We start from the raw sequence: 20,240 nt of genomic DNA, 5'->3' as shown, positions 1-20,240 counted from the left end.
CGCCTTCCCCAGCGGCGCCCACCGCCGTGACCACGGCCGACCCAGGACAAGGACGCATGAGCGAGAAGCTGACGAAGAACGAGCGTCGTGCGCAGGCCCGCGAGCAGGCCCGCCGGATGCAGGAGGAGCGCCGCAAGAAGGAGCGCCTCAAGAAGGGCCTGACGATCGGCGGCATCATCGTGGCTGCCGTGGCGATCGTCGCCATCGTGGCGGTCGTGATCGTCAACAGCATCCGCCCCGCGGGCCCCGGACCCGAGAACATGGCGAGCAACGGCATCGTGATCGGCGCCGGCTTCGAGGCGGAGCGCACGCCGGCGACGCCGCCGGAGGGCGAGCCGACGCCGACCGAGCCGCGCGACGACCAGATCCAGATCCGGATCTACCAGGACTACATGTGCCCCGCGTGCGGCGCCTTCGACGAGGCCAACCGCGCGACGCTCGAGCAGCTGCTCGAGACCGGCGCGGCGACCGTCGAGGTGCACCCGATCTCGATCCTCGACCGCGCGTCGCTCGGCACGAAGTACTCGACGCGCTCCGCCTCCGCCGCCGCGTGCGTCGCCGAGCACGCGCCCGACCAGTTCTGGGCGTTCAACTCCGCGATGTTCGACAACCGCCCCGAGGAGGGCGCGCCGGGCCTGACGAACGACGAGATCGTCGATGTCGCCGAGTCGGCGGGCATCGACACGTCGGGCGGGCTCGCCGACTGCATCACCGAAGGCCGCTTCATGAGCTGGGTCGAGGACGCCACCGTGCGCGCCGGCACCGAGCCGCTGCCCGGCACGGACGGCGAGGTCGCCGACCGCACGCCGACGGTCATCGTCAACGGCGAGCGCTACCCCGGCGCCCCCGGCGATGCGGCAGGCTTCCAGGCGTTCGTCACGGCCACGGCCGGCTCGCTCAGCGAGTCGCCCGAGCCCGCGGAGTCGCCCGCCCCGAGCGACGGCTGAGCGCATGCGCACCCTGTCGGCAGGTGGCGCGCTCGTCGCGCTCGCCGTGCTGGCAGGGTGCGCGGCGTCGCCGCCCCCGCCCATCACCACGATCGGCGAGCTCGGCGCCGCCTACCTCGACGCGGGCGGGCAGTGCGACGACCTCGTCGAGCAGTACCGCGAGAGCGACGTCGACCCGGTCGTCGCGACGTGCGGCGCCGACACCGAGCTCATCCTCGCCGCCAGCGCCGATGCGGCGCTCGCGGTCGCGACCGAGCGGCAGCTGCAGGAGCAGACCGTGCTCGTCTTCGACCGCTGGGTGATCCGCGACCCCGAGCTCGAGACGATCCAGCAGGAGCTCGGCGGCCAGATCGTCACCCTCGCGCCCGCCGACGGCCCCGCGAACATGGCCGACGCGATCGCCTTCGACGCCGACGGCGCGATCGAGCGCGACCCCGTGCCCGCCGAGGGCGCGCCCGAGCCGCTGCCCGACGCATCCGACGTGCCCGATGTGCTCGTCGTGGTCGACCCGGCGTGCGAGTACTGCGACCGGCTGCTCGAGGCGAGCGGCGAGCGGCTCGAGGAGCTCGCCGACGCGGGTGAGGCGCGCGTGGCCTACTTGCCCGTCTCGCTCGGCGATTCGATCGGCAACGGCTACGCGTCGACGCTCGGTGCCAACGGGCTCGCGTGCGTCGCCGATGCGGAGCCCGAGGCGTACCGCCCGTTCCAGACCGCGCTGCTGGCGATGCTGCAGCGGCAGCCCTTCGATGCGGCCTCGGTCACCGCGCTCGCCGCCGAGCACGGCGCTGAGGCGGGCGACTGCATCGCCGAGGGTCGCTTCGCGTGGTGGGTGCGGCAAGCGACCGTGCGCGCGATCGAGGAGCCGCTGCAGGGAGTCGAGCCGCTGCGCGGCGTGCCGACGGTGACCGTCGACGGCGTCACGTTCGACGGCGACGTTGACGATGCGGATGCGCTGGCGGCGTTCATCGCGGAGGGCCGGTAGGTCTCGGTACGCCCGGCCTGCGGCCGGGCTACTCGACCTTGCGTCCTCCGCGCTCAACGCGCCGTCGGCGCATTGAGCGCTGCGGACGCAAGAGCCCCCTGTCAGGATCGAACTGACGACCTACGCTTTACAAGAGCGTTGCTCTACCACTGAGCTAAGGAGGCGCGGCGCGGGTTCGCCCGCGGCGCCCAGCCATTCTAGGCTTGCCCGGTGAGCCGCTTGCGCCCCTGGGATCCCGAGCGCGACGCCGCCGCGGTGCTGGCGGCCTTCCTCGCCTCGCCCGACCTGCACCGGCAGGCGCCGCCCCTCGAGACGCTCGACGCCGCGCGCGACTACCTCGGCGCGATCGCGACCGACGCGCTCGCGATCGACCAGGGCGGCGAGGCGGTCGGATGCGTCGTGGCCGCCGAGCGGGAACCCGTGCACGGCACCGCCTGGATGTCGTACTGGCTCGCGCCCGCGGCGCGCGGCCGAGGGCTCGCGAGCCGCGCCCTCGACACGCTCTCCCGCCGCGTGTTCGCCGAGGGGCTGCACCGGCTCGAGCTCGGCGCTCGCGCGAACAACCCGGCCTCGATCGCGGTCGCCGAGCGCGCGGGCTACGTGCGCGAGGGCGTCGAGCGGGAGCGGCTCCGCTACGTCGACGAGCACGGCATGGCCACGCGCTTCGACGTCGTGCGGTTCGCGCGGCTCTCGCCCGACCCCGCGCCCGACCTCGAGCCATTGGCGGTCGCGTGATCCACCTCCTCTGGCTGCTCGCGTCGATCGCGGCCGGTGCGGGCCTCGCGGTGCAGAGCCGCATCAACGGCGAGCTCGGCGCTCGGCTCGACCACGGCATGCTCGCCGCCCTCATCTCGTTCTGCGTCGGGCTCGGGCTGCTCGCCGTGCTGCTGCTCGTCTCGCCCGGCGCGAGGGCCGGAGTGCGCAGGCTTGTCGGCGTCATCCGCGACGGATCGATGCCGTGGTGGTACGCGACGACGGGGCTGCTCGGTGCGTTCCTCGTCGCGACACAGGGCGTCGTCGTCGGCACGACCGGCGTCGCGCTCTACACCGTCGGCGTCGTCGCTGGGCAGACGACGAGCGCGCTCGCCGTCGACCGGGCAGGCTTCGGCGGGCTCGCGCGGAAGCCGATCACCGCGCCGCGCGTCATCGGGGCGCTGCTCGCGCTCGTCGCCGTCGGCATCGCGCTCGTCGGCGCGGGGGAGCTGCAGGGCGCGTGGCTCGTCGTGCTGCCCTTCATCGCGGGCCTGCTGCAGTCGTTCCAGCAGGCGTTCGGCGGCCTCGTGCAGCGGCACTCGCGCTCGGCGATCGCGCAGACCGTCTCGAACTTCCTCGTCGGCACGGTCGCGCTCGCGGCGTTCGTCGGCGTCCAGTCGCTCGCGGGCGTCACCGCGCGCCCGCTGCCCGCCGAGCCGTGGCTCTACGCGGGCGGCATCCTCGGCATCGTCTTCATCGCGCTCATGTCGGTCGCGGTGCACCACCTCGGCGTGCTCACGATGGGCCTCGGCGTCATCTGCGGGCAGGTCGTCGCGTCGCTCCTGCTCGACTGGCTGTTCCCGGCCGGCCACCCCGTGACGGCGTGGTCGCTCCTCGGCGCGGGCCTCACGATCGTCGCGGTCGCGGTGTCGTCGCTCCGTCGGCCCGTCAGGGCCGTCCGCTCGGCCTGAGCTCCATCGTCAGCGCAGGCCGAGGAAGCGGGCCGCGGCCTCGCCGCCCTCGATGCCGAGCGTCCACGTCGGGCGCCGCAGCGCATCCGCCGTCAGCCGCAGGTCGAGCTCGCGCTCGACGACGCCCTCGCGCGGGGAGTGGCGGCTCTCGCCGTTCGGCTGGTAGCCGAGCGCGCGGCTCACGCCGAGCGACGCGGCGTTCCAGTCGTACGCGGTGGTCTCGGCGACCTCGGCGCCGAGCGAGTCGAACGCCCAGAGCAGCGCCGCGAGCCGCATCTCGGTGCCGAAGCCGCGGCCCTGCGCGTCGCGACGCAGCCAGGAGCCCGTCTCGATCGTGCGCTCGGCGGGGAAGCGGCGCGCGACGACGTCCTGCGCGCCGATGAGCGCGCCGTCGGCCCACACCCCGAGCATCACCGCCCAGTCGTCGCGCTCTGCGCGCACGCGCGCCTGCCAGATCCAGCGCGCCGAGCTCGCCGCCAGGTCGGGCGACTCGTCCCACGGCCGGCCGAAGGGAGTGCGCGGCGCGTGGTCGTGGATGCCCGCCGCTGCCGCGGCGACGTAGTGCGGGATGTCGTCGTCGGCGAGCGGCCGGAGCTCGAGCCGCGGGGTCGTCAGCCGCAGGCCGAGCAGCGGCCAGATCTCGTCGAGCGTCATCACGCCGCCACGCTAGCGGCGACGCGGTGCCTCGACGCGGTGCCTCAGGACTCGGGCGTGAAGCTCATCGCGACGGAGTTCATGCAGAAGCGGTCGCCCGTCGGCGTCTGGGGCGCGTCCTTGAAGACGTGGCCGAGGTGGCTGTGGCACTTCGCGCAGCGCACCTCCGTGCGCACCATGCCGAGCGAGCGGTCCTCGACGAGCTCGACGGCGTCCTCGCGCGCGTCGAAGAAGCTGGGCCAGCCGCAGCCGGAGTCGAACTTCGTCTCGTCGTCGAAGAGCTCGTTGCCGCATGCGCCGCACGCGTAGACGCCCTGGCGCGACTCGTCGAGCAGCGCGCCCGTCCAGGGACGCTCCGTGCCGGCCTCGCGCAGCACGCGGTAGGCGTCGGGCGAGAGGGCCTCGCGCCACTCGGAGTCGGAGCGTTCGATGGGATCGGTCATGTCGCAATGGTACGCGCGGCGCCATTGCGCTCCCTGTGTTTCGCGGCGGGCGGAACGCCCCGCCGCCCGTAGGATCGGCACCATGCCGACCGAGCCGCGACCCGCCAGCGCACCGGCTGCCGACGACGCTGCGGCCCCGGACTCCGCCGCGCTGGACTCCGCCGCATTGGCCTTCGCGGCCGCCGACTCGGTCGTCGAGCCCGAGGGGCAGTCGACGACGGATGCGTCGGCCCACGACCTGCAGTCGGCGCGCGAGCAGCGCATCCGCCGCGTGCTCGACTTCGAGGGCGGCTGGACGAGCCACGGCGGCGCGAAGGCCCGCGCGATCCGCGCCGAGTTCGGCTGGACCACGACCCGCTACTACCAGGTGCTCGACGGGCTGCTCGAGACGCCCGAGGCGCTCCACCACGACCCGATGCTCGTGCGGCGACTGCTGCGCGTGCGCGAGGGCCGATGAGCCGCACGCAGCGCGTCGGCGCCCACCGCTCGAGCGCATCGCAGCGCACGCCGCGCTGGGTGATCCTGCTGTGCGCGCTCGCCGCGACGATCGTGCTCATCGCGATCGGCCTCTTCCTGCTCGACCGGCTGCGGCCGCAGTCGGCGCCGCCCGCGCCGATCGCGAGCGAGGCCGCCGAGGTCGTCTCCGACCCGGGGCAGATCGATCCCGGCGTCGACGCATCCATCACCGTCCTCGACCAGTCGGGCGAGCACGAGCTCGCCGCCGGCGTGGGCCAAGCGCTCTCGGACGCGGGCTGGAGCGTGCTCGCGACCGGCGGCTCGGAAGGCGGCGACGTCGAGCGCACCGTCGTCTGGTACGACGACGAGTCGCTCGCGCCCGTCGCGCGCGGGCTCGCGCAGGGCCTCGGCGTCGGCGAGGCGCGGCTCTCGGACGGCCGCATCACCGGCACGCCGATCACGATCGTGCTCGGTGCGGATGCGGTGGGCACGGCCCCGAGCGCCGAGCCGCAGGAGGGCGGTGCGGTCACGCACTCGCCCACGCCCAGCGCGCCCTGACGCCGACCCCCGCGCGGCTTGCACTCGTCAGGTGAGAGTGCCAGACTCGTGTACTGGCACTCCTATCGTCGGAGTGCCAGATGAACGTCCACAGCGTCCAGGAGGGACGAACTGCAATGGCAAAGATGATCGCATTCAACGAGGAGGCCCGCCGCGGGCTGGAGCGTGGACTCAACACGCTCGCCGACGCGGTGAAGGTGACCCTCGGCCCGCGCGGCCGCAACGTCGTGCTGGAGAAGAAGTGGGGCGCCCCCACCATCACGAACGACGGCGTGTCGATCGCCAAGGAGATCGAACTCGAGGACCCCTTCGAGAAGATCGGCGCCGAGCTCGTCAAGGAGGTCGCGAAGAAGACCGACGACGTCGCCGGTGACGGCACGACGACGGCGACCGTGCTCGCGCAGGCGCTGGTCCGCGAGGGCCTCCGCAACGTCGCAGCCGGCGCCGACCCGATCAGCCTCAAGCGCGGCATCGAGAAGGCCACCGCCGCGGTGAGCGAGCAGCTGCTCGCCAACGCCAAGGAGGTCGAGACCAAGGAGGAGATCGCCGCCACGGCTTCGATCTCGGCCGCCGACGAGGAGATCGGCGCGCTCATCGCCGAGGCCATCGACAAGGTCGGCAAGGAGGGCGTCGTCACCGTCGAGGAGTCGAACACCTTCGGCACCGAGCTCGAGCTCACCGAGGGCATGCGCTTCGACAAGGGCTTCCTGTCGCAGTACTTCGTGACCGACCCCGAGCGCCAGGAGACGGTCTTCGAGGACCCGTACATTCTGATCGTCAACTCGAAGATCTCGAACATCAAGGACCTGCTCCCGATCGTCGACAAGGTGATCCAGGCGGGCAAGCAGCTCGTCATCATCGCCGAGGACGTCGAGGGCGAGGCGCTCGCGACGCTCGTCGTCAACAAGATCCGCGGCATCTTCAAGTCGGTCGCCGTCAAGGCCCCCGGCTTCGGCGACCGCCGCAAGGCGATGCTCGCCGACATGGCGATCCTCACGGGCGGCCAGGTCATCTCCGAGGAGGTCGGCCTCAAGCTCGAGAGCGCGACGCTCGACCTGCTGGGCCGTGCCCGCAAGGTCGTCATCACGAAGGACGAGACGACGATCGTCGAGGGCGCAGGCGAGGCCGAGGCCATCGCGGGCCGCGTTCGCCAGATCCGCTCGGAGATCGAGAACACCGACAGCGACTACGACCGCGAGAAGCTCCAGGAGCGCCTCGCGAAGCTCGCCGGCGGCGTCGCCGTCATCAAGGCGGGTGCCGCGACCGAGGTCGAGCTCAAGGAGCGCAAGCACCGCATCGAGGACGCCGTCCGCAACGCGAAGGCTGCTGTCGAGGAGGGCATCGTCGCCGGTGGTGGCGTCGCGCTCATCCAGGCCGCGAAGACCGCGTTCGAGGGCCTCGAGCTCGTCGGCGACGAGGCGACGGGCGCGAACATCGTGCGCGTGGCCGTCGACGCGCCGCTCAAGCAGATCGCCACGAACGCCGGCCTCGAGCCGGGCGTCGTCGCCGAGAAGGTGCGCAGCCTCGAGGTCGGCCACGGCCTCAACGCCGCGACCGGCGAGTACGTCGACATGCTCGCCGCGGGCATCGCCGACCCGGTGAAGGTGACGCGCTCGGCGCTCGCCAACGCCGCGTCGATCGCCGGCCTCTTCCTCACGACCGAGGCCGTCGTCGCCGACAAGCCCGAGAAGCAGCCGGCGATGCCGGCCGACCCCACGGGTGGCATGGACTTCTGATGCCGCAGCGCTCAGGTCCGCACAGCGGACCTGAGCGCGGAGGCATCAGGGTCGAGTAGCGAGCGGCGCAGCCGCTCGCGTATCGAGACCCAGGAGCTCCACCAGTCGAAAGGCCCCAGCAGCAACGCTGGGGCCTTTCGCCGTGTCCGGGTCTCGATACGCCCGGCCTGCGGCCGGGCTACTCGACCAACGGGAAGTGCGGCCGGCGGCCGGGCTGCTCGACCAACGGGACGGGTGGCCTGCGGCCGGGCTGCTCGACCAACGGGGGAGTCAGCCCGCGAACAGCCGCGTGTTGCCCTGCTCCACCTCGTCGTACTGGCGGCCGGCCATCGCGAGCGCCTCGTTGATGCTCGCGAGCGACTCCTCGACCCGCAGCTGCGTCGCGCGCCAGTCCTGCACGACGCCCTGGAAGGCGATCGACGCCTGGCCCGTCCACGAGTCCTGCAGCGCCTGCAGCTGCGCGAGCATCGCCGCGGACTCCGACTGCAGCCGCGACGCGGTCGACCGCACCGCGAGGTGCGCGCCGTGGATGGCGTCGCCGTCGACGACGTACCTGCTCATGATCCCTCGATCCCGCGCGGAGCATCCGCGCTCGAGTCAGACGGTAGGGGGATGCGTCGGGTCAGCGGCGCGAGCCGGCGTGCGCCTGTGGATGGTCGCCCGAGATCGTGTTGGGGTAGTCCGCCGGGCGGAGCTTGTGGCTGAGCGCCATCACCGCCTCGTCGGAGGCGAGCGGGATCGCGAAGCGGAACGTCGCGCCGCCGCCCGGCGTCTCGACCACGTCGATGCGGCCGCCGTGCGCGCGCACGATGCCGCGCACGATCGCGAGGCCGAGGCCCGAGCCGCCCGTCTCCCGAGCGCGCGACTCGTCGGTGCGGAAGAAGCGCTCGAAGACCTTGCCGCGCTGGTCGGCCGGCACTCCCGGCCCGTGGTCGACGACCATCACGACCGCGCGGCGCCGCCGCGCGGTGACGCCGACCGCGAGCTCGATCGGCGAGCCCTCCGGCGTGTAGCGCAGCGCGTTGCCGATGAGGTTCGAGATCACCTGGCGCAGCGCGAGCTCGTCGCCGAGCACGATCGCGGGCGGGGTGAGCGGCGGCGGGGTGAAGATCGCGTCGGGCAGCGCGTCGTCGACGTCGTCCTCCACGGGACCCATCGCATCCGCGTCGATCGGGAGCACGTGCACCTGCCGGTCGGGCGAGCCGGCGCGCGTGTCGGAGGCGGCGTCGTTGACGAGCGGCACGAGGTCGAGCGGTTGCAGGTCCATCGGGCGGCGCTCGTCGAGCCGCGCGAGCTGCAGGAGGTCCTCGACGAGCCGAGCCATGCGCTTCGCCTCGCCCTCGATGCGCTCCATCGCGCTCGCGACGTCCTCGGGGCGCGAGATCGCGCCCATCCGGTAGAGCTCGGCGTAGCCGCGCACCGACACGAGCGGCGTGCGCAGCTCGTGGCTCGCGTCGCCGACGAACTGCCGCATCTGCTTCACCGACTCGTCGCGCTGCTCGATCGCGGCCTCGATGCGATCGAGCATGCCGTTGAGCGAGCGCTGCAGCGAGCCGACCTCGGTGCGCGGGTGCTCGGTCGACAGGCGAGTCTCGTAGTCGCCGTCGGCGAAGCGCTCGGCCTGCTTCGCCGTGCGCCGCAGGCCGCGGAGCGTCGAGACGGCGAGGATGCGCGTGAGGGCGGCCCCGAGCACGACCGCGAGCACCGAGAAGCCGGCGAAGACGAGCATGAACGTGCCGGTGGTCGCCTCGAGCCGCTCGGTGTTGACCGCGACGACCGAGATGAGCAGCTCGCCGGTGCCCTCGACCGTCGTGGGCGCGACGAGCGTGCGCCACGTCGACTGCCCGTCGATCGAGGGGATCGTGAACGCCTTCGGCTGCTCGACGAGCGTCGCGAGCGAGAGCCCCGACAGGTCGGGGTTCTCGGGGTTGGGCAGCTTGTTGTCGCAGACGATGACGCCGTCGGCCTGGGCGACGCCCAGGTAGTAGGTGTTGGGCATCCGCTGCGCGAGGTCGCACTGCTCGGGCGAGTCGCGGCGAGTGACCGGCTCACTCGTGAACGCGAGCAGCGCCTCCTCGATCTCGACGTCGATGTCGGCGACCTGCGCGTCGCGGATGATGCTGAGCGTGCCCATGCCCGCGAGCACGAGCCCGAAGGTCATCACCACGACGATGAGTGCACTGATCCGCCCGGCCAGCGACGCGCGGCCGAGCAGGCGGATCAGCGCCCGTCGCACCTACGCCTTCGGGGACTTCAGCATGTAGCCGAAGCCGCGCTTGGTGACGATCATCGGCTCGCTCGCGCCGTCGTCGATCTTGCGCCGCAGGTAGGAGATGTAGGACTCGACGATGCCGACGTCGCCGTTGAAGTCGTACTCCCAGACGTGGTCGAGGATCTGCGCCTTCGACAGCACGCGGTTGGCGTTGAGCATGAGGTAGCGCAGCAGCTTGAACTCGGTGGGGGAGAGCTCGATCTCCTCGCCGCGCACCGTCACCTCGTGCGTGTCCTGGTTCATCGCGAGGTCGCCGACGTGGATCGTCGCGTCGTCGGTCTCGGCCATCGTGCGGCGCAGGATCGCCTTGATGCGGGCGATGATCTCGTCGAGCGAGAACGGCTTCGTGACGTAGTCGTCGCCGCCGACGGTGAGGCCGTTGATCTTGTCCTCGGTGTCGTCCTTCGCGGTGAGGAAGAGGATGGGCGAGGTGAAGCCGGATGCGCGCAGCCGCTTGGTCACGCCGAAGCCGTTGATGTCCGGGAGCATGACGTCGAGCAGGATGAGGTCGGGCTCGTCCTCGAGGACGGCGGAGATCGCGGCGGCTCCCGCGCCGACGGCGCGCACGTCGAAGCCCGCGAAGCGCAGGCTCGTCGTCAGCAGGTCGCGGATGTGCGGCTCGTCGTCGACGACGAGGACTTTGGCGTTCGGCTCGGTCATGCGGACAGTCTCTGGTGATTGCCTGAGAAGAGTCTGGGAGTCGCCGGAACGCGCTCAGACCGCTGCGCGGTCGGCGAGACCGAGCTCGTGCTCGTCGAGGATCGTGTAGGCGTAGCCCTGCTCGGCGAGGAAGCGCTGGCGGCCGAGCGCGAACTCCTGGTCGACCGTGTCGCGCGCGACGATCGTGTAGAAGCTCGCCGTGCGGCCGCCCTTCGGCCGCAGCAGCCGGCCGAGCCGCTGCGCCTCCTCCTGGCGCGAGCCGAACGAGCCCGACACCTGCACGGCGAGGGATGCGTCGGGCAGGTCGACGGAGAAGTTCGCGACCTTCGAGACCACGAGCACGCGCTCCTGCCCGGTGCGGAAGGCCTGGAAGAGCTCCTCGCGCTCGGAGACGGGCGTCTCGCCCGTGATGAGCGGCGCGTCGAGCGCGGCGGCGAGCTCGTGGAGCTGGTCGAGGTACTGCCCGATGACGAGCGTGGGCTCGTCGGGGTGCTGCGCGAGCACGCGGCGGACGGTGTCGATCTTGCGGGGGCTCGAGGCGGCGATGCGGTAGCGGTCGCGGTCGCCGGAGGCGGCGTACTCGAGCCGCTCGTCCTCGTCGAGGTCGATGCGCACCTCGAAGCACTCGGCGGGCGCGATGAAGCCCTGCGCCTCGATCTCCTTCCACGGGGCGTCGAAGCGCTTGGGCCCGATGAGGCTGAAGACGTCCGACTCGCGGCCGTCCTCGCGCACGAGCGTCGCGGTGAGGCCGAGCCGGCGCCGCGCCTGCAGGTCGGCGGTGAGCTTGAAGACCGGCGCGGGCAGCAGGTGCACCTCGTCGTAGACGATGAGGCCCCAGTCGAGCGCGTCGAGCACGCCGAGGTGGGCGTACTCGCCGCCGCGCTTGACCGTGAGGATCTGGTAGGTCGCGATCGTGACCGGCTTGATCTCCTTCGACGCTCCGGAGTACTCGCCGATCTCGTCCTCGGTGAGGCTCGTGCGGGCGAGCAGCTCGGCCCGCCACTGCCTCGCCGAGACGGTGTTCGTGACCAGGATGAGGGTCGTGGTGTCGGTCGCCGCCATCGCGGCCGCGCCGACGATCGTCTTGCCGGCGCCGCACGGGAGCACGACGACGCCCGAGCCGGCGTCGGCGAAGTGCGTCACCGCATCCGCCTGGTACGGCCGCAGGGTCCAGCCGTCCTCGACGAGCTCGATGTCGAGCGGAGTGCCGGGCGTGTAGCCCGCGAGGTCCTCGGCGGGCCAGCCGAGCTTGACGAGCTCCTGCTTGAGCTCGCCGCGCGCCCAGTCGACGACGCGGATGCCGCCGTCGGCGGGGCCGTCGAGCAGCGGCGCGATCTTCTTCGAGCGCCGCACCTCCTCGAGCACGGGGCGGTCCTGGCTGCGGAGCACGAGCCCCTCGTCGTCGCGCTCGATCACGAGCCGGCCGTAGCGACCGATCGTCTCGCGGATGTCCTGCGCGACGCCGGCGGGGACGGGGAACTTCGCGTAGCGGTCGAGGGTGCCGATGATCTCGTCGGCGGTGTGGCCGGCGGCGCGCGCGTTCCACAGACCGAGGCGCGTCACGCGGTAGGTGTGGATGTGCTCGGGAGCGCGCTCGAGCTCGGCGAACACCTGCAGCGCCTGCCGGGCTGCGGCCGCGTCGGGATGCGCGACCTCGAGCAGCACGGTCCGGTCGGACTGGACGATCAGGGGGCCGAGAGTCATAGCGTTCCAGCCTACTGCCCTGCAGGGGTACAGCCCCAGCGTTCGCCGACGGCGTTCCGGCCCGATGGCGCGTCAGTTCGCGACGCCGAGCCCCGCGACCTTCGTGATCGCGCTGAGCGGGAGGGTGCGCTCGACGTCGCGGTTCGCGTCGCGGGCGCGCAGCCTGCCGTTCGCGACCGCGAGCGGCACGAGCTCGACGTCGACCGGCTCGCTCGACGTCGTCACCGTGAGGCGCACGGGCATGCGCTCGCGCACCGCCGACTGCAGCTGCCGCTCGAGCCACGCGCGCTCCTGCTCGCCGACCTCGAAGCCCGCGTCGCGCAAGCGCGCGACGAGCCGGTGCCGCTCGCGCTCCCGGCGCGGCGCGCGCTCGGGGCGGCGCAGCACGAGCTCGCCCTCGTCGTCCTCGAGCACGGCGGGGTAGCGCTCCTCGAGCAGCGACTCGAGCACCTCCTCGGCGCTCAGCCGGAAGGTCAGGCGGTGCGGGCCGGTCTGCACGGGGCCCGCGTTGACGAGCGCGCGATCGACGGCGATCGTGCGGATCAGCTGCTCGTCGTCGCTCCGCACCTGCGCGCGGGCGCCGCCCTCGGCGGTCGGGTCGACGGAGCGCACCCGCACGCTGCCGAAGCGCGCGGCGGTGTCGCGCACGAGGTAGGCGACCGGTTGCGGCACGCCGGTGAGCGAGATGCCCGCGAGGAACTCGAGCACCCCGTCGGCGCTCTCGCCGCTCGCGAGGCCCGCGGCGACGCTCTGCGCGGTGATGCGCCACTGCGAGGCGATGCCGGCGCGCTCGATGCGGGCGATGCCGCGCAGGCGCGCGTCGACGGCGGCGCGGAGCGGCCCGGGGGCGACGGCCGAGAGGTCGGGCTGCAGGTAGACGGATGCGGTGGCGGGCGGCACGTGGGCGGCGAGCGTCTCGCGCGCGGCACCCGGGTCGTGGGCGAGCACGGCGGCGAGCGTCGTCGGGTGCCTGCCGTCGACGAGCCCGAGCCGGCGCGCCTGCCGCGCCTGCCGCTCGCGGACGGCCCGCACGGCGTCGTCGGCGAGCGGGAAGTCGCCGGTCGCGACGGCCGCGAGGTCGCCGGTCGCCTCGAGCCAGGCGGTCGCGACCCGGAGCCAGCGGTCGGGCACGGGCGAGGCGAGCCACGCGTCGGCGTCGACGGTCGCGCGGAGCCGGCCGTCGTGCTTGTCGACGAGGCCCGCGGCGCTCGCGAGCTCGAGCCGCTCGTCGAGCTGCCCCGGCTCGGCGTCGATCGAGGCGGCGAGGTCGCGCACGACGGCCGCCGGCAGCTGCGCGCGCGAGCGGAGCGTGACGGGGTGATCGGCGATGCGATGCACGAGCTCGGCGATCTTGATCGCCTCGTCGATCGCGAGCTGCGGCGCGGTGGGGGAGTCGATGGGCGCCGCGTCGATGGGCGCCGCGCCCGCTGCGGCGCTCGCGGCGCGACGGTCGAGCGCGTCGGCTGCGAGCGCGGCGACCGGCGGCAGCGCGACGCCGTCGACGCCGAGCAGCAGGATGTCGAGCCTCGGCGACGACGTGCGCGCCGCGAGCCCGGCGAGCTCTGCGCCCGACCGCCACCGGAGCGCTAGCGCGATCGACGCATCCGTCAGCAGGTGCTCGGCGAGGTCGAACGTCGAGGCGAGCTGCGGGGGTGCCTGCCGCTCGGTGACGAGCAGGTCGAGCGCGTCGTCGGGCATCGCCTGGATGCGGGCCGCGAGCGCGACGACGTCCATCAGCGCCTGCGGGACTTGCCCGCCGCGCTCACGATGACGAGCACCACGAGGCAGACGATGGCGAGGGGGAGCGCGATGAGCGGGAGCCAGTAGGCGTACTGCCAGGCGATGCCCGCGAAGAGCTCGACGCTGTCGCGGAACGCGACGTGCAGCATGGCGCCGGCGAAGCCGAGCACCGCGATCGCGGCGAGCGCGACGACCAGGAACGCCAGCACGCGCTCGACCGCGTCGCGCGGCGACCGCGCGACCGGCGCCTGCTGCTGCGGCGCCTTCTTGCGGGGGCGCTGCGTCGGGTTGCTGCTCGCCTTCGGCATCCCACCAGGATACCGCCGTGGGAGGCAGCCCCGGCACGCCCACTACGCTGGGTGCCGTGCGGCGGGGTGCCGCACCTCGATCCTGAGCGGGAGGGTGCCATGCCGACGGGCAGGGTGAAGTTCTTCGACGAGGCCAAGGGCTTCGGCTTCATCGCCGGCGACGACGGCGTCGAGGTCTTCCTGCACGCGTCGGCGGTGCCGGAGGGCGTGCAGGTGAAGCCGGGCTCCAAGGTCGAGTACGGCATCGCCGAGGGCCGGCGCGGCCCGCAGGCGCTCTCGCTGCGCGTGCTCGGCAGCACGGCCGTCAAGGCCGCGCGACGCGACACCGAGGACATGGCGATCATCGTCGAGGACCTCGTGCGGCTGCTCGACACGATCGGCAACGACCTGCGGCGCGGCCGCTACCCGAGCGCCGCGCACGGCTCGACCGTCGCGCAGATGCTCCGGAGGGTCGCTGATGACCTCGACGCCTGAGCGCGCGGAGAGCGCGACCGTCGACGGCGCGGCCCTCGACATCGTGCCCGGCTACGACGGCTCGGCTCCGGCTGCCGACGCGCCGGAGGCGACGGAGGCGCCCGAGATCTCGGAACCGACGAGCGCCGCTGACGTCGACGAGCCGACGACCGCCGACGAGGCGTCGACCGACGAGCCCGCGGAAGCGGCCGACGAGACCGCGGAGCCGGCGCCCGAGCAGCCCGCCGTCGTGCCCGTCCCGACGGTGCCGTCGATGGAGGAGCTCGAGCTCGCGCTCTCGGCGCTCGACGAGGTCGCGCCCAAGGGCGCGGTCGGCGAGGTGGAGGACGCGCTCGCGGAGGGCGACCGCGTCGTCGCGATCCGGCACGCGTCGAAGCTGCCCGGCTACCCCGACTGGTCGTGGACCGTGCTGCTCTCGCGCGGCATCGAGGGCGGCCCGACGGTGCTCGAGGTCGCGCTGCTGCCGAGCGAGGGCTCGCTGCTCGCGCCCGCGTGGGTGCCGTGGTCGGAGCGGCTCGCCGACTACCTCGCGGCCAGGGAGGCCGCCGCCGAGGAGGGCGACGACGAGGAGCTCGAGTCGGATCTCGAGTCAGACCTCGACGACGACTTCGACGACGACTTCGAGGACGTCGACGACGACGGCGACGGGCACGGCGACCACGCCGACGACGTCGCCGACGACGACGAGGAGTAGCGCCCCGGCGGCTACCGCGCGTCGAGCAGGAAGTCGAGGCTCCGCGTGAGCTGCACCACGTCGGCCGGCTCGATCGCCGCGAACGTCGCGACCCGCAGCTGGTTGCGGCCGAGCTTCCGGTAGGGCTCGGTGTCGACGACGCCGTTCTGCCGGAGCGCCTTCGCGAGCGCCGCCGCGTCGACCGACGCGTCGAAGTCGATCGTCACGACGACGTTCGAGCGGTGTGCGGGGTCGACGACGAAGGGCGTCGCCTCGGGCCGCGCCTCGGCCCACGCGTAGAGGGTGCCGGCCGACTGGGCCGTGCGCGCCGCCATCGCGTCGAGGCCGCCCTGCTCGAGCATCCAGCGCAGCTGCTCCTGCAGCAGCAGGAGCGTCGAGAGCGCGGGGGTGTTGAGGGTCTGGTCGAGCCGCGAGTTCACGACCGCCTGCTGCAGCGAGAGGAACTCGGGGATGTAGCGCCCGGACGCCGCGACCCGCTCGACCCGCTCGATCGCGGCGGGCGAGGCGATCGCGAACCACAGACCGCCGTCGGAGGCGAAGTTCTTCTGCGGGGCGAAGTAGTAGAGGTCGGCCGCGGAGACGTCGACCGCGAGACCGCCCGCCGCACTCGTGGCGTCGACGACCGCGAGCGCATCCGCCTGGGCCCCGATCACCGGGTGGAAGACGCCCGTCGAGGTCTCGTTGTGCGGGTAGGCGACGACGTCGACGCCCTCCACGGGGTCGAGCGTGGGGCGGGAGCCGGGCTCGGCGGCGGCGACGCTCGGCGCCTCGAGCCACGGCGCCGCGGCAGCCTTCGCGAACTTGCCGCCGAACTCGCCGAACACGAGGTGGTGCGAGCGGTGCTGGATGAGGGAGAAGGCCGCCGCGTCCCAGAACGCGGTCGAGCCGCCGTTGCCGAGCAGCACCTCGTAGCCGTCGGGGAGCGAGAAGAGCTGCCCGAGCTGCTCGCGCACCGAGCGCACGAGCGCCTTGACCGGCGCCTGCCGGTGGCTCGTGCCGAGCAGCGCCATGTTGGCCTCGAGATGCGCGACCTGCTCGGGCCGCACCTTCGAGGGCCCGCAGCCGAACCTCCCGTCGGCGGGGAGCAGCTCGGCAGGGATGCGCAGATCGTTCACACCGATGATCCTACGAGCGGCTGAAGCATAGGGTGGGATGGGTTGGAATGCGCCAGGGATGGCTGAGGCAGAGGAAGCGGTACTGGGCGTGGCGGATCTCGTCGATACGACAGAGATGTACCTCCGCACGATCCTCGATCTCGAGGAGGAGGGCATCGCGCCCCTGCGCGCCCGCATCTCCGAGCGCCTGAACCACTCCGGACCGACCGTCTCGCAGACGATCAACCGCATGTCGCGCGACGGGCTCGTGATCGTCGGCGCCGACCGGCACCTCGAGCTCACCGAGGAGGGGCGCGCGCTCGCGATCCGCGTGCTGCGCAAGCACCGGCTCGCCGAGCGGCTGCTCGCCGACGTGATCGGCCTCGACTGGAGCCTCGTGCACGACGAGGCCTGCCGGTGGGAGCACGTGATGAGCGAGCAGGTCGAGCGCCGGCTGCTGACGCTGCTCGGCAACCCGACGGAGTCGCCCTACGGCACGCCGATCCCGGGGCTCGACGAGCTGGGGCTGCCCGCCGCGGAGCCGTTCCTCGACGGCGTGATGACGGCGACGGATGCGCGGGGCGAGCACGTGGTGCGCCGGCTCGGCGAGCCGATCCAGGCCGACGTCGAGGGGCTCGGCGAGCTGCAGGCGGCGGGCCTCGTGCCCGGCGCGACGGTCGTGGTGAGCGCGGCTGCCGGCCGCATCCGCCTCGATGTCGCCGGCGGCGAAGCGATCGAGCTGCCCGTCGAGCTGGCCCGCCACGTCTACCTCACAGCCTGAGGACGCCTCGCTTCCAGCCTTCGTCCAGGCCGCTCGGAGGCTCGCCGGTAGCCTGTGGACGATTGTGACGATTCGGTAACGCTCGGGTACTCTCGCACGGTCAGCCCTGCACCTCGCGGTGCGGGAACTGCACCGCTTGGGGGAACACGAACGCATGGGACAGCACTCGACGACGGCCATCGCCGTCTCACCGATGGCCGAGCGTGGAGCGCCCGCGTCGACGATGACGAGCTCGCTCCGCAAGGGTGCGAAGAGCTTCGGCGTCGTCTGCATCGCCGCGGGCCTCGTGGGGGCGCTCTCGCTCCCCGCCGCCGCCTTCGCGCCGCAGTCGGAGTCGTACAGCCAGGCCGAGCTCGCGAGCATCATCGCCGAGAACTCGCAGCGCGTGACGGTCTCCGAGGACGCCCGGGTCGACCTCGTCGCCCGCGACGGCATCTCGGGCACGACGGCTGCCGAGCTCGAGGAGATCCGGAACGCGGCGCGCGAGGCGGAGGAGGCCCGCCAGGCCGAGCTCGCCGAGGCGCGCGCGCAGCTCGCCGCGACGGCGACGACCGCCGCCGGCGGCACCGCCGCGTCGGCGACGACCGCCGCGGCCGCCCTGCCGGTCAACGCGCCGCCTGCCAACGGCTCGATCGTCGGCATCGCCCAGTCCCAGCTCGGCGTGCCCTACGTCTGGGGCGGCTCGAGCCCCGCGACGGGCTTCGACTGCTCGGGCTTCACGAAGTGGGTCTACGGCCAGGCCGGCCACTACCTGCCCCACTCCTCGAACGCCCAGGCGGGCTACGGCTCGCCGGTGTCGGCGTCGGCCGTCGCGGCCGGCGACCTGCTGGTGTGGAGCGGCCACGTGGCCATCTACGTCGGCGGCAACCAGATCATCCACGCGGCCACGAGCGGCAAGCCTGTGAAGTACTCGAGCTACTCGGCCATGGTCGCCGCGTTCGGGACTCCGCAGGTCCGGCGGTTCTGAGCCGCTTCCACGAGTTGCTCTGCAGAGGGTGACAAAGAGGTAACGGTTTGGTAACGTTGCCCGAGGTGCCGCCCGGCGGCGCATCGTTCTCACGAAAGTTTTGGAGTATCAGCCTGTGACGAGTCCTACCGAGATGTCGGCCGACCAGCCCGGCAAGAAGCGCATCGATCGCGCTGCCGTGGTCCGGAACGCACGACGCGTCGGCGTGATCGCCGTGGCGGCCGCGCTGGCCACCCCGCTCGCACTCCCGGCCTTCGCGTCCAGCAGCGACAGCGAGACCGGTCAGTCCTACTCGGCGTTCGTCGCCCAGGACGCGCAGTCCGTCTCGGGCATCGTGACGGCCGGCGAGAGCGAGCTGAGCGGCTCGCGGCTCGAGGTGTCCGCCACGACTGCGGCAGAGCTGCAGGAGATCCGAGCAGAGCTCGAGGCGGCTGCAGAGGCCGAGCGTCGCGAGCAGGCGGCGGCGGCGGAGGAGCGTGCGACCGCGGAGCGCCAGGAGCGCGCCACGACGAATTCGGGCACCGCGGGCGGTTCGTCGGCGCCGGCACCTGCCGCTGCAGCGCCGGCGGGCGCGACCGGCAGCGCGATCGCCAACGCCGCGCTCGCGCAGGTCGGGGTGTCGCAGGACTGCGTGCAGCTCGTGCGTCGCTCGATCGCTGCCGCCGGTCTCCCGTACTCGGGCATGCAGTCGCTCTTCAACCTCGGTCCGACCATCCCGATGTCGCAGGCTTCGCCCGGCGATGTCATCTACTACTCGAACGGCGGCACCGGTCGCGCGCACATCGCCATCTACATCGGTGGCGGCCGTGCGGTGCACGGCGGCTGGTCCGGCTACAACACGGTGGTCGCGGGCGTCAACATCGGCGGCTCGGCCCCGGTGTTCATCGACATCACCTGATCGTCGACTCGTTGAGCGCCCGTCCCGCTGGGGCGGGCGCTCCGCGTTCTGCCCGGCGCTAGACTCGTCGGGCCTGCCTCTGTAGCTCAATGGAAGAGCATCTCCGTCCTAAGGAGCTGGTTGGGGGTTCGAGTCCCTCCAGGGGCACCGTGTGATGAGTCGTGACATAGGTCTCACTTGAGTCGCGACATAGGTCACGAAGAGAGAACCCCTGGCCATCGGCCGGGGGCTCTTCTCGTGTTGCGCCAGTAGGCGCGGTCGGGGTCGATGTCGTTGGTGGCGAGGACTTCGCCGGTTTCGAGCGCTTTCGGGGTGGCGCGGTAGGTGTCGCCGGGTGTTGCGCGGTTGTTGGCGCGGTGGGGTGCCAGTTGAGGATCTCGACGTCGCTGCCGTCGGCCAGTCGCCAGTGGGTGAAGTCGGACTGCCAGGTCTCGTTGGGCTGCGCCGCCTCGAACCGGATCCACGACGACCGGGGGCGCTTGCGCGGCTCGGGGGTGATCAGTCCGGCCTCGTGCAGGATGCGGCGGATCGTGGACGTCGAAGGCGCGAGGTGTCCCTCTCGCTCGAGGTGCCAGCCGATGGTGACCGGGCCGGCGTCGCGGCCCTCGGCGCTCAGCTGCCGCCGCAGCTGCACGATCCGCTCGCGGACCTCGGGCGGCGTCCGTCTCGGGCTGCTGTGAGGCGCGCGGGAGCGTGGCTCGATCGCGTCGATGCCGCCTTCCCGGTACCGGGCCAGGAGTCGATGGAGGTGCCGGCGGGTGATGCCGTACTCGGCCGCCGCAGCGGTCACCGTCAGCTGCTTCGAGACGATCATCAGGACGGCGACGCGAGCGCGAGACATGCCAGCGACTGTGACCGATGTCGCGACTCATCAGGGACCTATCAAGTGAGACCTATGTCACGAACCCCGACACCTCCAGGGGCACCGTTGTGATGACGCGGGACATCGTTCATAGATGTTCCGCGTCATCGTTCATATTGGGGAGAAGCCCTGGCCATCGGCCGGGGCTTCTGTCGTTGTTGCGCCAGTAGGGGCGGTCGGGGTCGACGGTGTGGGTGGAGAGGACTTTGAACCGTCCCCGGTTTAATGGCTCTTCGCAGTTGACGGTGTAGACGTTCGGGTCGCGTCGGTTCGGGGATAGGGGTCGAGGTCTTCCAGGATGGAAGTTCCTACACTCACCGTCCGAAAGACCTCGACGTGCTCAACG

Annotated in this window: 21 protein-coding genes, 2 tRNA genes and 1 pseudogene; 13 read left to right on the top strand and 11 right to left on the bottom strand. The window is 72.5% G+C overall.

Going from position 1 to position 20,240, the window contains the following annotated elements; all coding sequences use genetic code 11:
- The first annotated feature begins 56 nt into the window (after positions 1-56).
- A complete protein-coding gene (locus tag ACP7BI_RS12935; protein WP_425846986.1) occupies positions 57-947 on the top strand; it encodes a DsbA family protein in 891 nt (296 codons plus the stop codon).
- 4 nt (positions 948-951) lie between these two features.
- A complete protein-coding gene (locus ACP7BI_RS12930) occupies positions 952-1,929 on the top strand; it encodes a DsbA family protein (protein WP_425846983.1) in 978 nt (325 codons plus the stop codon).
- Between the two features lie 92 nt (positions 1,930-2,021).
- Here ACP7BI_RS12930 and ACP7BI_RS12925 read toward each other — a convergent pair.
- Positions 2,022-2,093: transfer RNA gene (locus tag ACP7BI_RS12925), tRNA-Thr, on the bottom strand.
- 46 nt (positions 2,094-2,139) lie between these two features.
- Between ACP7BI_RS12925 and ACP7BI_RS12920 the strand changes: the two genes are divergently transcribed.
- Together ACP7BI_RS12920 and ACP7BI_RS12915 are read left to right on the top strand one after the other, a co-directional pair.
- Positions 2,140-2,664 (top strand): GNAT family N-acetyltransferase, encoded by a 525-nt coding sequence (locus tag ACP7BI_RS12920; RefSeq protein WP_425846980.1) that lies wholly within the window; start codon positions 2,140-2,142, stop codon positions 2,662-2,664.
- Positions 2,661-3,593 (top strand): DMT family transporter, encoded by a 933-nt coding sequence (locus tag ACP7BI_RS12915; protein WP_425846977.1) that lies wholly within the window; start codon positions 2,661-2,663, stop codon positions 3,591-3,593. The genes ACP7BI_RS12920 and ACP7BI_RS12915 overlap by 4 nt, the downstream gene beginning before the upstream one ends.
- A 9-nt stretch (positions 3,594-3,602) precedes the next feature.
- On the opposite strand, the gene ACP7BI_RS12910 is transcribed toward ACP7BI_RS12915, so the two are convergent.
- Positions 3,603-4,247, bottom strand: a complete 645-nt coding sequence (locus ACP7BI_RS12910) for a GNAT family N-acetyltransferase (RefSeq protein WP_425847053.1) — start codon at positions 4,245-4,247, stop codon at positions 3,603-3,605.
- Positions 4,248-4,291: 44 nt separating this feature from the next.
- Complete coding sequence (msrB, locus tag ACP7BI_RS12905; RefSeq protein WP_211450261.1) at positions 4,292-4,690, bottom strand: peptide-methionine (R)-S-oxide reductase MsrB; 399 nt, start codon at positions 4,688-4,690, stop codon at positions 4,292-4,294.
- Between the two features lie 82 nt (positions 4,691-4,772).
- Here msrB and ACP7BI_RS12900 point away from each other — a divergent pair, with 82 nt between their 5' ends.
- The 3 genes from ACP7BI_RS12900 (at position 4,773) to groL (ending at position 7,440) form a co-directional block, all read left to right on the top strand.
- Positions 4,773-5,147, top strand: a complete 375-nt coding sequence (locus ACP7BI_RS12900; RefSeq protein ID WP_425846974.1) for a DUF3263 domain-containing protein — start codon at positions 4,773-4,775, stop codon at positions 5,145-5,147.
- A complete protein-coding gene (locus ACP7BI_RS12895; protein WP_425846971.1) occupies positions 5,144-5,704 on the top strand; it encodes a LytR C-terminal domain-containing protein in 561 nt (186 codons plus the stop codon). Before ACP7BI_RS12900 ends, ACP7BI_RS12895 begins: the two co-directional genes overlap by 4 nt.
- Positions 5,705-5,820: 116 nt before the next feature.
- Positions 5,821-7,440, top strand: a complete 1,620-nt coding sequence (gene groL, locus ACP7BI_RS12890; RefSeq protein ID WP_211450256.1) for a chaperonin GroEL — start codon at positions 5,821-5,823, stop codon at positions 7,438-7,440.
- A 270-nt stretch (positions 7,441-7,710) separates the two neighbouring features.
- Here groL and ACP7BI_RS12885 read toward each other — a convergent pair whose 3' ends face one another.
- The 6 genes from ACP7BI_RS12885 to ACP7BI_RS12860 all read right to left on the bottom strand — a co-directional run bounded on the left by ACP7BI_RS12885 (position 7,711) and on the right by ACP7BI_RS12860 (position 14,124).
- The gene (locus ACP7BI_RS12885; protein WP_026374331.1) at positions 7,711-8,001 is read right to left on the bottom strand and encodes a WXG100 family type VII secretion target; all 291 of its coding nucleotides are present in this window, start codon (positions 7,999-8,001) and stop codon (positions 7,711-7,713) included.
- A 61-nt stretch (positions 8,002-8,062) separates the two neighbouring features.
- Positions 8,063-9,676 (bottom strand): sensor histidine kinase, encoded by a 1,614-nt coding sequence (locus tag ACP7BI_RS12880; protein ID WP_425846968.1) that lies wholly within the window; start codon positions 9,674-9,676, stop codon positions 8,063-8,065.
- Positions 9,677-10,372, bottom strand: coding sequence for a response regulator transcription factor (locus ACP7BI_RS12875; RefSeq protein WP_021010709.1), 696 nt, complete (start codon positions 10,370-10,372; stop codon positions 9,677-9,679).
- Between the two features lie 54 nt (positions 10,373-10,426).
- Entirely contained in the window at positions 10,427-12,076 is a 1,650-nt protein-coding gene (locus ACP7BI_RS12870) for a DNA repair helicase XPB (protein ID WP_425846965.1), read from the bottom strand.
- Between the two features lie 72 nt (positions 12,077-12,148).
- Positions 12,149-13,810 (bottom strand): helicase-associated domain-containing protein, encoded by a 1,662-nt coding sequence (locus ACP7BI_RS12865; RefSeq protein ID WP_425846962.1) that lies wholly within the window; start codon positions 13,808-13,810, stop codon positions 12,149-12,151.
- Positions 13,810-14,124 carry a hypothetical protein gene (locus ACP7BI_RS12860; RefSeq protein WP_026374334.1) on the bottom strand — a complete coding sequence of 105 codons (315 nt, stop codon included), beginning with the start codon at positions 14,122-14,124 and terminating at the stop codon, positions 13,810-13,812. Before ACP7BI_RS12860 ends, ACP7BI_RS12865 begins: the two co-directional genes overlap by 1 nt.
- A 99-nt stretch (positions 14,125-14,223) precedes the next feature.
- On the opposite strand from ACP7BI_RS12860, the gene ACP7BI_RS12855 reads away from it, so the two are divergent.
- Both ACP7BI_RS12855 and ACP7BI_RS12850 read left to right on the top strand, forming a co-directional pair.
- Complete coding sequence (locus ACP7BI_RS12855; protein WP_211450248.1) at positions 14,224-14,598, top strand: cold-shock protein; 375 nt, start codon at positions 14,224-14,226, stop codon at positions 14,596-14,598.
- Positions 14,582-15,292 (top strand): DUF3027 domain-containing protein, encoded by a 711-nt coding sequence (locus ACP7BI_RS12850; protein ID WP_425846959.1) that lies wholly within the window; start codon positions 14,582-14,584, stop codon positions 15,290-15,292. The genes ACP7BI_RS12855 and ACP7BI_RS12850 overlap by 17 nt, the downstream gene beginning before the upstream one ends.
- Before the next feature lie 11 nt (positions 15,293-15,303).
- Here the strand turns inward: ACP7BI_RS12850 and serC are convergent, their stop codons facing one another.
- Positions 15,304-16,407 carry a phosphoserine transaminase gene (serC, locus tag ACP7BI_RS12845; RefSeq protein WP_425846956.1) on the bottom strand — a complete coding sequence of 368 codons (1,104 nt, stop codon included), beginning with the start codon at positions 16,405-16,407 and terminating at the stop codon, positions 15,304-15,306.
- An 88-nt stretch (positions 16,408-16,495) separates the two neighbouring features.
- Between serC and ACP7BI_RS12840 the strand changes: the two genes are divergently transcribed.
- From ACP7BI_RS12840 to ACP7BI_RS12825, 4 genes are all read left to right on the top strand, one after another.
- On the top strand, positions 16,496-17,167 hold the full coding sequence (locus ACP7BI_RS12840) for an iron dependent repressor, metal binding and dimerization domain protein (RefSeq protein WP_425847050.1): 672 nt from the start codon (positions 16,496-16,498) through the stop codon (positions 17,165-17,167).
- A gap of 154 nt (positions 17,168-17,321) precedes the next feature.
- Positions 17,322-18,134, top strand: a complete 813-nt coding sequence (locus tag ACP7BI_RS12835; protein ID WP_425846954.1) for a C40 family peptidase — start codon at positions 17,322-17,324, stop codon at positions 18,132-18,134.
- 115 nt (positions 18,135-18,249) lie between these two features.
- On the top strand, positions 18,250-19,032 hold the full coding sequence (locus ACP7BI_RS12830) for an NlpC/P60 family protein (RefSeq protein WP_208063783.1): 783 nt from the start codon (positions 18,250-18,252) through the stop codon (positions 19,030-19,032).
- A 75-nt stretch (positions 19,033-19,107) separates the two neighbouring features.
- Positions 19,108-19,179: transfer RNA gene (locus ACP7BI_RS12825), tRNA-Arg, on the top strand.
- A gap of 217 nt (positions 19,180-19,396) precedes the next feature.
- Here ACP7BI_RS12825 and ACP7BI_RS12820 read toward each other — a convergent pair.
- A pseudogene (locus ACP7BI_RS12820) lies at positions 19,397-19,873 on the bottom strand (helix-turn-helix domain-containing protein); the annotation flags it as partial.
- Positions 19,874-20,240: the final 367 nt, after the last annotated feature.

Origin of the sequence: Agrococcus sp. TSP3-2-1, from assembly GCF_049897585.1 — a bacterium.
Classification (GTDB): Bacteria; Actinomycetota; Actinomycetes; order Actinomycetales; family Microbacteriaceae; genus Agrococcus.
This window is presented reverse-complemented; position numbering and strand designations above follow the sequence as displayed.